The organism is Lentzea alba (assembly GCF_047445655.1).
Taxonomy (GTDB): Bacteria; Actinomycetota; Actinomycetes; order Mycobacteriales; family Pseudonocardiaceae; genus Lentzea; species Lentzea alba_A.
This window is the reverse complement of sequence record NZ_JAJAEG010000006.1, coordinates 52,415-66,634: the sequence shown is the minus strand read 5'-3', so window position 1 is coordinate 66,634 and position 14,220 is coordinate 52,415. Positions and strand designations below refer to the sequence as shown.

Here is a 14,220-nt window from a genome sequence, read left to right as displayed (position 1 = left end):
GCGATGCCGAACGAAGAGAAGCTCGTTGAGTACCTGAAGTGGGTCACCGCTGATCTCGCCCAGACCCGCCAGCGCCTGGAGGAGGCCGAGTCCGGCAAGCACGAACCGGTCGCGATCGTCGGCATCGCCTGCCGGTTCCCCGGCGACGTCCGCTCCTCGGAAGACCTCTGGGAGCTCGTCGCCGAGGGCCGTGACGCCATCACCGGGTTCCCGACCGACCGCGGCTGGGACCTCGGCACGCTGGCCGGCGGCTCCAGCGCGACGCTGCAGGGTGGGTTCCTCTACGACGCGGCCGATTTCGACGCGGGCTTCTTCGGCATCTCGCCGCGTGAGGCGCTGGCGATGGACCCGCAGCAGCGGTTGCTCTTGCAGACCACGTGGGAGGCCGTCGAACGCGCGGGCATCGACCCGACGTCGCTGCGCGGCTCCCGCACCGGTGTGTTCGTGGGCACCAACGGCCAGGACTACGGCCACGTCCTGATCGCCTCCCAGGAGGACGTCGAGGGCCACGCCGGCATGGGCACCGCCGCCAGCGTGATCTCCGGCCGCATCTCCTACACGTTCGGTTTCGAGGGTCCCGCCGTCACCATCGACACCGCGTGCTCTTCTTCTCTCGTCGCGTTGCACCTCGCTGCTGCTGCCCTCCGCAACGGCGAGTGCTCCCTCGCCCTCGCTGGCGGCGTCACCGTCATGGCGACTTCCTCGAACTTCGCCGGTTTCACCCGGCAGGGTGGTCTCGCGACTTCGGGCCGGTGCAAGGCGTTCTCCGACGACGCGGACGGCACCGGCTGGTCAGAGGGCATCGGCGTGCTGCTCGTGGAGAAGCTCTCCGACGCGCAACGCAACGGCCACCCGGTGCTCGCCGTGGTCGCCGGCAGCGCGGTCAACCAGGACGGCGCGTCCAACGGTCTCTCCGCCCCGAACGGCCCCGCCCAGCGCGAAGTGATCAAGGCCGCGCTGGCCTCCGCAGGCCTCTCCGCCTCCGATGTGGACGCTGTCGAAGCGCACGGAACCGGCACTGTGCTGGGCGATCCGATCGAGGCCGAGGCGCTGCTCGCCACCTACGGCCAGGACCGCACCACGCCGCTGCGGCTGGGCGCGATCAAGTCCAACATCGGCCACACCCAGGCCGCGGCGGGCGTCGCGGGCGTCATCAAGATCGTCGAAGCGCTTCGCCACTCCGTCCTTCCGCCGACCCTTCACGTCACGGCACCGTCGTCGCACGTCGACTGGTCCGCGGGCAACATCTCGCTGCTCACCGAGACCACGCCCTGGCCGGGCAACGGCAAGCCCCGCCGCGCCGGCATCTCGTCCTTCGGGGTGAGCGGCACCAACGCCCACGTGATCATCCAGGAGGCTCCAGCTCCCGAGCCTGAACGGTCCACTCACAACCAGAGCAGCCCAGAACTGTCAGACCTGCCTGAGACGATTGGAGTGGGGACCCGATCCCCCCAGGGGGCCGGCCAATCGGGATCGATCCAGGGGCTCGCGGGCAAGCACCCGCTCGTCGTGTCCGCGAAATCGGCCAACGCGTTGAAGGCGCGAATCGAGCAGGTCAAGGCCCTCGAAGGAGAGCCGCAGGACATCGCGTACTCGCTGCTCACCACCCGCCCGACGACGTTCGACCACCGCGCGGTCCTCCTCGACGGCGAAGTCATCGCGACCGGCACGGTGGCCCGCCAGCCGCTGGCCGCGCTGTTCTCCGGTCAGGGCGCCCAGCGCAAAGGCATGGGGAAAACCCTCTACGAGCAGTTCCCGCAGTTCCAACAAGCCCTCGACGCGGCCCTCGAACACCTCCCCGAAGACCTCGAGCAGGTCATGTGGGAGGACGAGGACAAGCTGAACCAGACCGGCTACACCCAACCGGCGCTGTTCGCGTTCGAGGTGGCCCTGTACCGGCTCCTGGAGAGCTACGGCGTCAAGGCCGACAAGGTCGCAGGCCATTCCATCGGCGAGATCGCCGCCGCACACATCGCCGGCGTGCTGACCCTCGAAGACGCCGCCAAACTCGTCACCGAACGCGCCCGCCTGATGCAGGCCCTCCCGCAGACCGGCGTGATGATCGCGATCCAGGCCACCGAAGAAGACGTGGCCAAGCACCTCAACGAAACCGTCAGCATCGCCGCCGTCAACGCCCAAGACGCAGTCGTCATCGCGGGCGAAACCGAGCAAGCCAAAGCGATCGCCAAGAACTTCGAGAAGACCAAGCAGCTCACCGTCAGCCACGCGTTCCACTCACCGCTGATGGAGCCGATGCTCGACGACTTCCGCAACGCCGTCAAGAACATCGACTTCCAAGCCCCGAAGATCCCGTTCAGCACCACCGGCGACGTCACGAACCCCGAGTACTGGGTCAGCCACGTCCGCGACACCGTCCGCTTCACCGACAACGTCAAGAACATCGGCGAGGCCACCCACATCGAGATCGGCCCGAGCGCCGTCCTGGCCGCCCTCGTGGACCACGCCATCCCGACGATGCGCAAGGACAAGGACGAGGTCACGGCGTTCATCACCGCCCTGGCCAAGCTCTACACGACCGGCACGAAGATCAGCTGGCCACAGCAAGGCGTCAAGCAGAACCTGCCCACCTACCCGTTCGACACCCAGCGCTTCTGGCCGCAGTCCACGATGGCACCGCAGGCCAACTCCAGCCGCCCCGCCCTGTACGAGGTCACCTGGACCAAGGCCACGGCGACCACGCCGGGAGTCACCGGAGCCAGGTGGGCGATCATCGGCGGCGACGAGTTCGACCTCGCGCACGTCCTCTACAGCGCGGGCCAGACCGTCACCGGCTACGGCGAGACCCTCACCGAGGCCGCCCAAACCAGTAAACCCGACGTGTTCGTCGTCGCGGTCACCGGCGACGACACCCCGGAAAGCGCCCACCGCCAGACCCAGCGCGTGCTGAAACTCCTGCAGGAGTCCCAGAACTACGAGAACTCCAAGGTGGTGTTCGTCAGCCACGGCGCTACCACCGGCGAAGACCTGGCCGCCGCCGCGGCCTGGGGCCTGATCAGGACCGCCCAGGCCGAGAACCCCGGCAGGTTCCTGCTGGTCGACTCAGACGGTCTCGACGTCTCCGGCGCCCGCATCGTCGAACTGGTCAACGGCGACGAACCGCAGGCGATCGTCCGCAATGGACAGATCAAAGTCGCCAGGCTCGCCGAACTCCCCGAAACCACCGAAAGCCACGAGTGGGACGAGAACGAGACCGTCCTGATCACCGGCGGCACCGGCGGCCTCGGCGCCGAACTCGCCAGGCACCTCACCACCCGCCACGGCGTCAAGCACCTGCTGCTCGCCAGCCGCCGCGGCGAGGAGGCCCCCGGCGCGCGGAACCTCAAGCAGGAACTGGAGAACAAGGGCGCCACGGTCACCATCGCGGCCGCCGACATCGCCAACCCCACTGACGTCCAGTCCCTCTTCACGGCCACCGACCACCCGATCACCACCGTGATCCACACCGCCGGCGTGCTGGACGACGCGCTGATCCACTCGCTGACCGAAGAAAGCACCGAGAAGGTCCTCAAGCCCAAGGTCGACGCCGCGTACCACCTGGCGCAGAACGACCTGAAGCTCCTGGTCCTCTACAGCAGTGTCGCCAACGTGATGGGCGCCGCCGGCCAGGGCAACTACGCCGCCGCGAACTCCTACCTCGACGCGCTCGCGCTCAGCCGCCCCAACACCATCAGTCTCGCCTGGGGCCCGTGGGCGCAGGACAGCGGCATGACCGCGGGCCTCAGCGACGCCGCCATGGACCGCATCCAACGCTCCGGCATGCCCCCGCTGGCCGCCGAGCAGGGCCTCGCGCTGTTCGACGCGGCCCTCACGCAGGGCAAGCCCGTCCTCGTCCCGATGCACGTCAACCGCAACCAGCAACGCGTTTCCCCGCTGATGCGCGACATCGTCGATGAAGCACCCAACGCGCCAACGGAAAAGGCCGCGGTCACCGTCCTCGACCGCCTGCGCAACGCCGACCCCGACGAGCGCGAGACCATGGTCCGCGACCTGGTCGTCGGCACGAGCGCCGCCCTTCTCGGCCACCCCGACCCCTCAGCCGTGGACCCGCAGAAGGACTTCCTGGAGCTCGGCTTCGACAGCCTCATCGCCGTCGAACTCCGCAACCAGCTCAACGAGCTCCTCAACCTCAAGCTGGCGGGATCAGTCGTCTTCGACAGCAAGACCCCGGCGAATCTGGCCGCGACCCTCAACAACGAACTCGGCACCATCTCAGGCCCGAACACCGCCACTAGCGGAACCGGCGACACGGTTTTCGGGCTGTTCATGGAAAGCGTCACCACCGGCAAGGTCGTCGAAGGCCTCAAGATGCTGAAGGCCGTGGCGAACCTGCGACCGATGTTCGACAGCCCCGCGGAACTCGAGGACCTGCCCAGCCCGATCACCCTCGCCGACGGCCCGAAGCTCCCGAAACTGGTCTGCATCAGCGCACCCGGCGCCACCGCCGGCGTCCACATGTACGCGCGGCTCGCGGCCCACCTGCGCGGCAAGCGACACGTCTCAGCCCTGCCGCTCATCGGTTTCGGCGAGAACGAAGCACTGCCCAGGACCACGGAAGCCGCCGCCAGGTGGGTGGCGGAAAGCGTGCTCAACGGCACCGACGGCGACCCGTTCGTCCTGGTTGGACACTCGTCCGGCGGCACCCTCGCCTACTTCGCGGCCGCGGTGCTCGAAGAGACGTGGGGCATCACGCCGGAAGCGGTGATCATGCTCGACACGCTGAGCATGAACTACAACTCCAGTGAGGGCATGGACTTCGACGCCGTCACGACGAACTACTTCAACACCATGGACTCACCCGCGGTGAACATGAACAGCACCCGCCTGTCCGCCATGGCGCACTGGTTCCCGCTCATCATCGACACCGGCCTGCACACCACGGTGCCGAAGCTGCTCATCCGCTGTGCCAACGAGGTCAAGGGCACCGATCTCGTGACGACCGACCAGGACGTCGACGTGCCCACTGACGAGATCCGCGTCGTCGCCACCGACCACATGGCGATGGTCAAGGAGGACGCGGGCGTTGTCGCCGAAGTCGTGGAGGACTGGCTCGGCACCCGTATCGAGAAACTGGAAGGCGCCCGATGACCACGTCCCAGGAACTGCCCCTGATCGGGGTCGAACTGCCGTCGATCCTGACGTTCAGCGAACTGCGGCTGCGGTTGCAGGAGCAGGCGCCGGTGTGCCGCATCCGGACACCCGCGGGCGACGAGGGCTGGCTCGTCACCCGGCACGCCGAGGTGAAGTCGTTGCTGCAGAACAACAAGCTGGGCCGCAGCCACAAGGACCCGGCGACCGCGCCGCGGTTCATGCGCAACCCCATGCTCGACATGCTCGTCACCAGCGACGACATCGAGGTGGAGAAGGAGCGCCACGAGAAGAAGCGCGTCCTGTACACCAAGAGCTTCGCCGCCCGCCGCGTGATCGAGCGCAAGGAACGCGTCGAGAACATCGCGAACGCCAAACTCGACGCGATCATCGCGGCCGGCCCGCCCGTGGACCTGCACGACGCCTACTCGATGGACTACTCGCAGCAGGCGTTGTGCGACATGGTCGGCATCCCGGTGCAGGACCGGCGCAAGCTGCTCGACATGATGGACACCGTCGGCGCGTCCGACCAGCAGCACGCCGAGGCGGGCATGGACCCGCTGTTCTCCTTCGCCGCCGAGATCGGCGAACGGCGGCGCGAGGAGCTCGGCGACGACGTCATCTCCCGCTTCATCGAGACCGGCCTGACCAACGAGGAGATCGGCCTCCACGTCGTCACGCTGCTGTTCACCGGCCTCGCGGGCCTCGCCAGCCACCTCGACTTCGGGGTGCTGCTGTTCCTGCGCAACCCCGAGCAGCGCGCGAAGGCCATGGCCGACCCGACGATCATGGCCCAGGCCGTCGACGAGGTGATGCGCGCCACGATCAGCTCACCCGTGCTGCCCCGCTACGCGAGCGAGGACATCGAGGTCGGCGGCGTCACGATCAAGGAAGGCGACCTGGTGATGCTGGACTTCAGCCTCGCCAACTTCGACCCGCGCGCGTTCGACGACCCGCACAAGTTCGACGTCACGCGCTCGCCCAACCACCACTTCACGTTCGGTCACGGCATGCGGCACTGCACCGGCGCCCCGCTGGTGCGGATCATCCTCGCCGTGGCGTTCACCAAGCTGTTCGAACGCCTGCCCACGCTGCGTCTCGCGGTGCCGGAGTCGGAGCTGGAGTCCCACCCCGGCGGCAGGCTCGCGGGCGGACTGGAGAAGTTCCCGCTGACCTGGTGAATCAGGATTCGTCTTCTTCGAGGCGCGCCTTCTCCGCGAGGCGCGCCTCTTCGGCCTTGAACTCCTTGTACGTCTCGCGCTCGCGCACGAGCCAGTCGGGGTTCTCTTCCTTGATCGCGTTGATCTGGTCGGTGGTGAGCGCCTCGGTGATGCCGGCCCGGACCAGCCCGGACGACGAGATGCCCAGCTTCTGCGCGATCAGCTGCTTGGGGTGCGGGCCGTTGCGGCGCAGCTCACGCAGCCACTCCGGCGGGTTGGCCTGCAGTTCGGTGAGCTCGTCGCGCGACACGACGCCCGCCTGGAACTCCTCGGGCGTGGCCTCGAGGTAGACGCCAAGCTTCTTGGCGGCGGTGGCCGGCTTCATCGTCTGCTGCGACTTCATGGCGCCCAGAGTAATAGCACTCAGAGTAACCGGTGCGTCCGGTAGCCTCAGCGCGTGACCGGATCGTTCACGCTCGCGTACGTCCCAGGTGTGACGCCGGGCAAGTGGGCGCGGATCTGGCAGGAACGCCTGCCGGAGACCTCGCTGACCCTCGTACAGGTGACCGCCGCCGAAGCCGCGCGGAAGGTGCGTGCCGGCGAGGCCGACGCTGCCCTGCTCAGGCTGCCCGGCGACCGCGAGGACTTGCACGCGATCCCGCTCTACACCGAGACCACCGTGGTCGTGTTCCCGAAGGACCACGAGTTCGCCGCGGCCGACGAACTGTCCCTTGAGGACCTCTCCGAGCACGTCCTGTGGCAGCCGCTCGACGACACCCTTGAATGGGACACCCAGCCGGGCCAGGCGCCGGTCGAGAAGCCGGAGACCACCGCGGACGCCATCGAGATCGTCGCCGCAGGTGTCGGGCTGCTGGTCGTGCCGCAGTCGCTGGCGCGGCTGCACCACCGCAAAGACCTCAAGTACGTGCCGCTGAGCGACGCGCCGGAGTCACGGGTGGCGCTGGCGTTCCCGATCCGCGACGAGAACCCCGAGCTGATCGAGCACATGATCGGCATCGTCCGCGGCCGCACGGTGAACAGCACCCGCGGGCCCGCGCCGGAGCCGGCCAAGAAGAAGCCCCAGCAGCAGCGACGGGGCCCCGCACCTCAGCACAGGCAGAAGCAGCCTGCCAAGCGCGCGAAGCCCCGCCGCGGCCGTTAGTCGTGGACGGAGATCGCCTGCGCCGGGCAGATGCCCCGAGCGGTGCGCGCGGTCGTCTCCGCCTCACCTGACGGGTTGTCGTCCAGCACCGTGACGAACCCGTCGTCGTCCTGGTCGAACACGTCCGGCGCGGCCAGCACGCACTGAGCCGAGCCGATGCACTTGCCGGTGTCCACACTGATCCGAGCCATGACGTTCCTCCAACAGTTACCAGCGCACAGGTAGCGCGTGGAGTCCGAAGAGGACTCCGTCGTACTTGAACTGCAGCTCTTCCAGCGGAACCGCGATCTCCAAGGTGGGAATCCGCCGGAACAGGCCGCGATAGGCGACTTCCATCTCCAGCCGCACCAGGTTCTGCCCGAGGCACTGGTGCACGCCGTACCCGAACGCCACGTGTCCCGTTGCCGAGCGGGACGGGTCGAACTCGTGCGGTCGTTCGAACATCTCCGGGTCGTGGTTCGCGCCGGCCACGAGCGGCACGATCCCCTCACCGGCCCGGACCAGCTGCCCGCCGATCTCCACGTCCTCGATGGCCACGCGCAACGCCACCAGATCGGCGACCGAGTGGTAGCGCAGCAGTTCCTCGATCATCCGCTCGTCGTCGATCCACTGCTTCTGCTGCAGCAACGTGACGACACCGAGCGAGATGTTGTTCGCCGTCGTCTCGTGCCCTGCGATGAGCAGCAGCATCGCGACGCCGGAAAGCTCTTGGGGCGTCAGCAGGCCGCCCTGGAGAAGCTTGCTGATCAGATCGTCGCCAGGCCGCTTGGACTTGATCGTGATCAGCCGGTTGATGTAACGCAGGAGATGTTCTGACGCCTTGTCCCGTTCCTCGTCGGTCGACGTCAGCGTCACGAGGACCTTCGTCTTCTCCTCGAAGAAGTCGCGGTCCACTTTGGGCACTCCCAGCAGGGAGGAGATCACCAGCGACGGCACCGACAACGAAAAATCCTCGACGAGCTCGGCGGTGTTGCCGTTCGCCAGCATCTGGTCGATAGAGCGGTCGACGATTTCCTCGACCGCCGGGCGCAACGACCTGATGCGGCGCACCGTGAACTCGGGGATCAACGCTTTGCGGAACCTGTTGTGGTCGGGCGGGTCGAGCGAGACGAACCAGCCGGGCACGTCATCCGCGGAGGGCGCTCCAACGGTGCGTGACGGGCGCGGAAAGCCTTCGTGTGTCGGGTTCGAGCTGATGCGCGGGTCCGTGAGCACCGCACGCACCTCCTCGTGCCTGGTGACCAGCCAGACCGTTTCTCCTGACGGCAACGCGGCCTTCACCAGGCCGGGTTTCGTGCGGAAGTCCTCGTACTCGGGCGGGGGAAAGGGCGCGCCGGGGCGGCGCATCATGAACGGGACTAGCTCGGAGTCGGCGGTACTCGTCATGTGTCACACCTCGTAGAACTGGCGGACTTGCCCCACGATGTAGTCCTGGTCGTCTTCGGTCAGCTCGGCGTGGGTGGGGAGGTAGAGCCCGTCCTCGGCGAACCGGTTCGCGTTCAGCGCCGGCCACACCGGGTCGAGATAGCCGGGCTGCCTGCTCATCGGCTTGAAGAAGAGGCGGGTCTCGATCCCCTTCTCGGCGAGGAACCTCATGAGCTCCTCGCGGCGCTGTGCGCGCAGGTCGTACATCCACAACACGTCGCGCGGCGGCATGAGCGTGATGCCTTCAATGCCCCGAAGGCCCTCGTCGTACCGCTTCTCGATCTGTGCGCGCGTCGCGATGATCTCGTCGAGGCGTTCGGTCTGCGCGAGCGCGACCGCGGCCTGCAGGTTGGTCATCCGGAAGTTGTAGGCGAGCTTCTTGTGCAGGAAGCTGTGGTCGCGGGTGAACGCCATACCGCGCAGGTGGGCCATCTGCCGCGCCAGGTGCGGGTCGTTCGTGACGCAGACGCCACCCTCACCCGAGGTGATGATCTTGTTGGCGAACAGCGAGAACGCCGCGATGTCACCGGTCGGCTTGACGCCGTGCGCTTCGGCGGAGTCCTCGACGACCCGCAGGTTGTACTCGTAGGCGAGCTCGAGGATCGGCTCCATGTCGCACTGCCGGCCGTAGACGTGCACCGGCATGATCACCTTGGTGCGCGGGGTGATCTTCTCCTCGATCTTCGTCACGTCGATGTTCAGGTCGTCCGCGCAGTCGACGAACACCGGCGTCGCACCGGTGTAGGTCACGGCCCACGCCGATGCGATCATCGTGAACTCCGGCACGATCACCTCGTCGCCGGGACCGACTCCCAGCGCGCGCAACGCCAACGTCAACGCGGTGGTGCCGGACGAGCAGGCCACGCCGTACCTGACGTCGTTGTAGGCGGCGAAAGCCTCCTCGAACTGCGGCACGTACGGGCCCTGCGAGGAGATCCAGCCGTCCGTCACGGCTCTCGTGGTGTAGTCGAGCTCGTTGCCGCGCAACGAAGGCATCGAAACGGGGTAGCGGTAGCTCATCGTCAACTCACTTCGCGGCCGTCGAGTTCTGGGCAAGTGCCGGCAAGGAAAGAAGCAGATCGGCGGCGGTCTTGCGGCCACCGGCGGCGTGCTGAAGAGCGGCGAGGCGTTCGGCGTTCTCGCGGAACTCCGGGTCGTCCAGGACGCGGGTGAGCTTGTCCACGACGTCCCGCGGGTCGACGGTGTGCGGCTTGTCCAGCGTCAGCCCGACACCGAAACTCGCAGCGCGCACGGCCTGGTCGTAGCAGTCGACCCAGAGCGGCCGCGACACCATGGGCTTGCCGAAGTAGATGCTTTCGGTGTAGGCGTTTCCGCCCGCGTGCGTGAAGAACAGCTTGACGTTCGGATGCGCCAGCACGTCCAGCTGCGACGGCACCCACGTCTCGATGCGCAGGTTCGGCGGGAGCTTGCCCGGCAGGAACTTCTGCTGGTCGCGCGGCAACTTCCAGAGGATCGAGTGCTTGCCGTCGAGGGTGTACGCGACCTGCACGAACGCTTCGACCTGGTCGCGCGTCAGCCGGGTGATCGTGCCGAAACCCATGTACACCACGGACTTCTGCGCGTCCAGCCACTCGCCGAGCTCGCCGGGATCGGCCTGGGGGAGCGGCGGCACCAGCGCGCCGACCGTGCGGATCTTCTCCGGGATGTCGAACGGGTAGTCCATCTCCGGGATCGAGTAGCACAGCACCAGCTCGGACTTCTCGACCCGCGCGAACTGACCGAGCGCCTCGGGTGCGATGCCGAGCTGGGCGACGACCTCACCGTTGCGCGCGTTGCGTTCCTTGTTCTCCTTGGAGAACGCCGTGGCGAGCGTGCGCCACCCGAAGAGCTTGTTGGCCCAGCGCTGTTTCCAGCTCATGTCCGCGGGGAGGCCGGTGTGCGGGCGTGGGAAGTCCTTCGGCGTGTAGGACGGGCCGATCGGCACTGCGGACGTGACGAGGTTCGACGGCACGAACGGGTTGCTGATCACGTACGGGATTCCCTTGGTGATCGCGACCTCGTACCCGAACATGCACATCGACTCGACGACCATCAACGCCGGCTGGATCTTGTCGACGAGCTCGGAGAGCCTGCGGTACTTGGGAATCCGCAGCTCGGGCCGATGTGTCTGCTCGATGACGGCCTTGCGCGCCTTGAACCTCGACCGCTGCGTCACCTTCGCGTAGACGTCGTCCGGCCACGTGACCGACGACATCTCCGGGATGACCTCGCCCAGCGAGTGGAACTGGATCGGTGAGCCGACCGCGGCGGCCTCGACCTCCTCGCGGGCCTTGTCGTCGGTGGCGAACCACAGGTTCTCGACACCGCGGCGCGACAGTTCCTCCGCTAGCACGAGCATGGGGTTCAGCAAGCCGCTCTCCGGCAGACTGACGAACAGGACCGGCCGCTGGCTCATGGACTTCACCCTTCTGGCGCCTGGTGATGGCGAGCCTGCCGGACGGCGCACCAGAAGAAGCCCTAGTGTTCGAAAGCACCGCGACTCCAGGAGAAAACCTAGAACTGGCACGTATCGATTTCATGAGGATGTGTCCGCCTGCGACGCTCGACGCCAACTCGTCGTGGCGAGAGGTACATCATCATGACCGGGACGTCCGACAACAGCATCACCAAGGCGAGGCTCGCGGGTTTGATCGAGCGCGACGACCAGTGGGCCACCTTGGAGACATTGCTGACGGACTCCCTGTCAGGATCCGGAAGGGTCGCGCTGCTCACCGGTCCGGTCGCCAGCGGGAAGACCGAGCTGCTGCACACGTTCGGCGAGTCGTCCGGTGTGAACTTCGTGAAGGCGACCTGCTCGGCGTTCGAACGCGACCTGCCTTTCGGTGTGGTGGGCCAGATCTTCCACCCGCTGGACGCTCCCGAAGAAGTCGTCGAACTGCTGGACGCCGCGGCGCGTTCAGCTGAGGGACCGTCCGCACGGCAGCTGCACGCGCTCTGCATCGCGTTGCTGGACTTGACGACCGAGACGCCGTTGGTGATCGGGATCGACGACGTGCAGCACGCCGACTCGTCGTCGTTGCACTGGTTGCTGTACCTGATCCGCCGGCTCGGTCAGGCCAAGGTGTTGCTCATGCTGAGCGAGACCGCCTCGCCGCGCGCCGCTCACACGGCGTTGCACACGGAGTTGTTGCGGCATCCGCATTGCCGGGATGTTTCTTTGGCACCACTGGGTTCTGTCGAGGACCTGTTCGACACGCCGTTGCACGCCGAGGACGCGATGCTGCTGTCCGGCGGGAACCCGTTGCTGGTGCGGTCGTTGCTCGACGACCAACGGCTGTGCAAGCCGCGTGACGACGGTGGCCTCGTGATCGGGCCGAGCTACCGGCGTGCGCTGGTCAGCTGCCTGCACCGGGCTGACCACCACGTGCTTCCGGTCGCGCGTGCGCTGGCCGTGACGGGGGAGCAGGCGACGCGTGACTCGCTGGGGCGGCTCGCTCGCGTCGACGCCGAGACGGTGGCGTCGGCGTTGGACGTGATGAACGAGGCCGGGTTGTTGTGCGACGGCTGGTTCCGCGACGCGGCGGCTCGCGGTGCGGTGCTCGACGACCTGTCCGCACAGGACCGCAAGGAGATGTATCTCGGGGCGGCTCTGCTGTTGCACGACGAGGGCGCGCCGGCCACCGAGGTGGCGCCGTACCTGGTGATGGCGGACCACTCCGAGAACCCGTGGATGGTGCCGGTCTTCGAGGAGGCCGCCGAGCACGCGTTGCGCGACGAGCAGATCGACACGGCGTTGCGGTATCTGGAGCTGGCTCATCGGGCCTGCGTCGAGGTGCACGGGCGGGCGGCGATCGCGGCGAAGCTGGTGCGGGTGGAGTGGCGCGTCAACCCGTCCGCGGCCGGGCGCCGGCTGGGCACCGTGGTGCCGGCGATGCGGGCCGGGCAGCTGTCGGACCGCGACGTCAACTCGCTGGTGCAGCCGATGCTGTGGAACTGCCAGGTCGACGAGGCCACCGAGGCGCTCGAACGGGTCCGGCGCTCTGCGACGACCAGCAGCGGTCTGCGGGCGATGGAGCTGTGGCTGGCGTGCTCGCACCCGACTTTGGCGCGGCGACCGCAGTCCGAGCCGGTGAAGACCCGGATGGTCAGCCTGACGTCCGGCCCGATGCTGAAGTCCGTCACCGCTCTGGCCCATGTGCTGACCTACGGTCCCAACGACGCTTCGGTGACCGACGCGGAGCACGTGCTGCAGGCGGCTCGGCCGTCCGACAGCGGGTCGTGGGGGCCGGAGTCGGCGATGCTGGCGTTGCAGGCACTGGTGTACGCGGACCGGCTGGACGTCGCGGCACAGTGGTGCGATCGGCTGTTGGAGGAGGCGCGGGGCAAGAACCTCGGGGTGGCGCGGGCGTTCTTCTCGTGCGTGCGGGCCGAGGTGTCGCTGCGCCGCGGTGACCTGACCTCCGCCTACGAGCACGCGCAGAACGCGTTGGACTTCATGCCCGCCGGTGGGTGGGGTGTCGCGCTGGGCATGCCGTTGGGGATCCTGATCAACGCCGCCACCAAGATGGGGCGGCACGAGGACGCCGCTTCGTTCCTGGAGCAGTCGGTGCCCGAGGCCATGTTCCAGTCGCGGTACGGGTTGCACTACCTCTACGCGCGCGGACACCACTACCTGGCCACTTCCCGGCACTACGCGGCTCTGGCGGACTTCTTGTCGTGCGGTGAGCTGATGACCTCGTGGGGTGTGGATCAGCCCGGTGTGGTGCCGTGGCGGACTTCCGCGGCCGAGGCCTGGTTGCTGCACGGGGCGAACCGGGACGAGGCGAAGCGGCTGATCAACGAGCAGCTGGCTCGGCTGGGGCCTGAGGGCTCGCGGACTCGTGGGGTGGCTTTGCGGCTGTTGGCTGCTACCAATCAGCCGCACAACCGGCCGCAGTTGTTGCAGGACGCGGTCGTCGTGCTGGAGGAGTACGGGGACCAGTACGAGCTCGCCCGTGCTCTCGCCGACCTGTCCAAGGCGCATCAGGCTTTGCGGGAGCATCGGCGGGCCTGGACCGTGGCTCGGCGGGCCTGGCACGTGGCGAACGTTTGCGATGCTGCGGAGTTGTGCGAGGAGTTGTTGCCTTCGCGCGGGAAGGCTGATGAGGACGCGCCGGCTGAGGAGAAGCCCGTCGATCCGATCTCCACGTTGACCGATGCTGAGCGGCGAGTGGCCGCGTTGGCGGCTGTCGGGTACACGAACCGGGAGATCGCGTCGAAGCTCTACATCACTCCGTCGACGATCGAGCAGCACCTCACGAGGGTGTACCGGAAGCTGAACGTGAAGTACCGCAAGGACCTGCCCGCGGATCTGCACTCCTACCTGCCGAGCACGGCTTGACCTCTACTTTGCTGGAGCTTCTAGTG

The 14,220-nt window shown here is 67.5% G+C and carries 8 protein-coding genes and 1 pseudogene; 4 read left to right on the top strand and 5 right to left on the bottom strand.

The window, feature by feature from the left end; translation table 11 throughout:
* Positions 1-3: 3 nt before the first annotated feature.
* Together LFM09_RS11475 and LFM09_RS11470 are read left to right on the top strand one after the other, a co-directional pair.
* Positions 4-5,106, top strand: a pseudogene (locus tag LFM09_RS11475) (SDR family NAD(P)-dependent oxidoreductase); the annotation flags it as partial.
* Positions 5,103-6,287, top strand: a complete 1,185-nt coding sequence (locus LFM09_RS11470; protein WP_414096348.1) for a cytochrome P450 — start codon at positions 5,103-5,105, stop codon at positions 6,285-6,287. The pseudogene LFM09_RS11475 and the gene LFM09_RS11470, both read left to right, overlap by 4 nt.
* A gap of 1 nt (position 6,288) precedes the next feature.
* On the opposite strand, the gene LFM09_RS11465 is transcribed toward LFM09_RS11470, so the two are convergent.
* Entirely contained in the window at positions 6,289-6,651 is a 363-nt protein-coding gene (locus tag LFM09_RS11465) for a DUF5997 family protein (protein WP_414096592.1), read from the bottom strand.
* A 72-nt stretch (positions 6,652-6,723) separates the two neighbouring features.
* On the opposite strand from LFM09_RS11465, the gene LFM09_RS11460 reads away from it, so the two are divergent.
* Positions 6,724-7,428 carry a LysR family substrate-binding domain-containing protein gene (locus tag LFM09_RS11460; RefSeq protein ID WP_414096347.1) on the top strand — a complete coding sequence of 235 codons (705 nt, stop codon included), beginning with the start codon at positions 6,724-6,726 and terminating at the stop codon, positions 7,426-7,428.
* Here the strand turns inward: LFM09_RS11460 and LFM09_RS11455 are convergent.
* The 4 genes from LFM09_RS11455 to LFM09_RS11440 are packed head-to-tail and all read right to left on the bottom strand — an operon-like array spanning position 7,425 to position 11,269.
* Positions 7,425-7,619 carry a ferredoxin gene (locus tag LFM09_RS11455; protein WP_414096346.1) on the bottom strand — a complete coding sequence of 65 codons (195 nt, stop codon included), beginning with the start codon at positions 7,617-7,619 and terminating at the stop codon, positions 7,425-7,427. The genes LFM09_RS11460 and LFM09_RS11455 overlap by 4 nt on opposite strands.
* A 16-nt stretch (positions 7,620-7,635) precedes the next feature.
* Positions 7,636-8,814, bottom strand: coding sequence for a cytochrome P450 (locus LFM09_RS11450; RefSeq protein ID WP_414096345.1), 1,179 nt, complete (start codon positions 8,812-8,814; stop codon positions 7,636-7,638).
* A gap of 3 nt (positions 8,815-8,817) precedes the next feature.
* Complete coding sequence (locus LFM09_RS11445; RefSeq protein WP_414096344.1) at positions 8,818-9,873, bottom strand: DegT/DnrJ/EryC1/StrS family aminotransferase; 1,056 nt, start codon at positions 9,871-9,873, stop codon at positions 8,818-8,820.
* A 7-nt stretch (positions 9,874-9,880) separates the two neighbouring features.
* The gene (locus LFM09_RS11440; RefSeq protein ID WP_414096343.1) at positions 9,881-11,269 is read right to left on the bottom strand and encodes a glycosyltransferase; all 1,389 of its coding nucleotides are present in this window, start codon (positions 11,267-11,269) and stop codon (positions 9,881-9,883) included.
* 183 nt (positions 11,270-11,452) lie between these two features.
* Between LFM09_RS11440 and LFM09_RS11435 the strand changes: the two genes are divergently transcribed.
* A complete protein-coding gene (locus LFM09_RS11435) occupies positions 11,453-14,194 on the top strand; it encodes an AAA family ATPase (protein ID WP_414096342.1) in 2,742 nt (913 codons plus the stop codon).
* The last annotated feature ends 26 nt before the right edge of the window (positions 14,195-14,220 follow it).

Excerpts from the sequence above, each read along its gene's own strand:
- LFM09_RS11450 (WP_414096345.1), bottom strand. The coding sequence starts at position 8,814 with ATGACGAGTACCGCCGACTCCGAGCTAGTCCCGTTCATGATGCGCCGC.
- LFM09_RS11440 (WP_414096343.1), bottom strand. The coding sequence starts at position 11,269 with ATGAGCCAGCGGCCGGTCCTGTTCGTCAGTCTGCCGGAGAGCGGCTTG.
- LFM09_RS11455 (WP_414096346.1), bottom strand. The coding sequence starts at position 7,619 with ATGGCTCGGATCAGTGTGGACACCGGCAAGTGCATCGGCTCGGCTCAG.
- LFM09_RS11465 (WP_414096592.1), bottom strand. The coding sequence starts at position 6,651 with ATGAAGCCGGCCACCGCCGCCAAGAAGCTTGGCGTCTACCTCGAGGCC.
- LFM09_RS11470 (WP_414096348.1), top strand. The coding sequence starts at position 5,103 with ATGACCACGTCCCAGGAACTGCCCCTGATCGGGGTCGAACTGCCGTCG.
- LFM09_RS11435 (WP_414096342.1), top strand. The coding sequence starts at position 11,453 with ATGACCGGGACGTCCGACAACAGCATCACCAAGGCGAGGCTCGCGGGT.
- LFM09_RS11445 (WP_414096344.1), bottom strand. The coding sequence starts at position 9,873 with ATGAGCTACCGCTACCCCGTTTCGATGCCTTCGTTGCGCGGCAACGAG.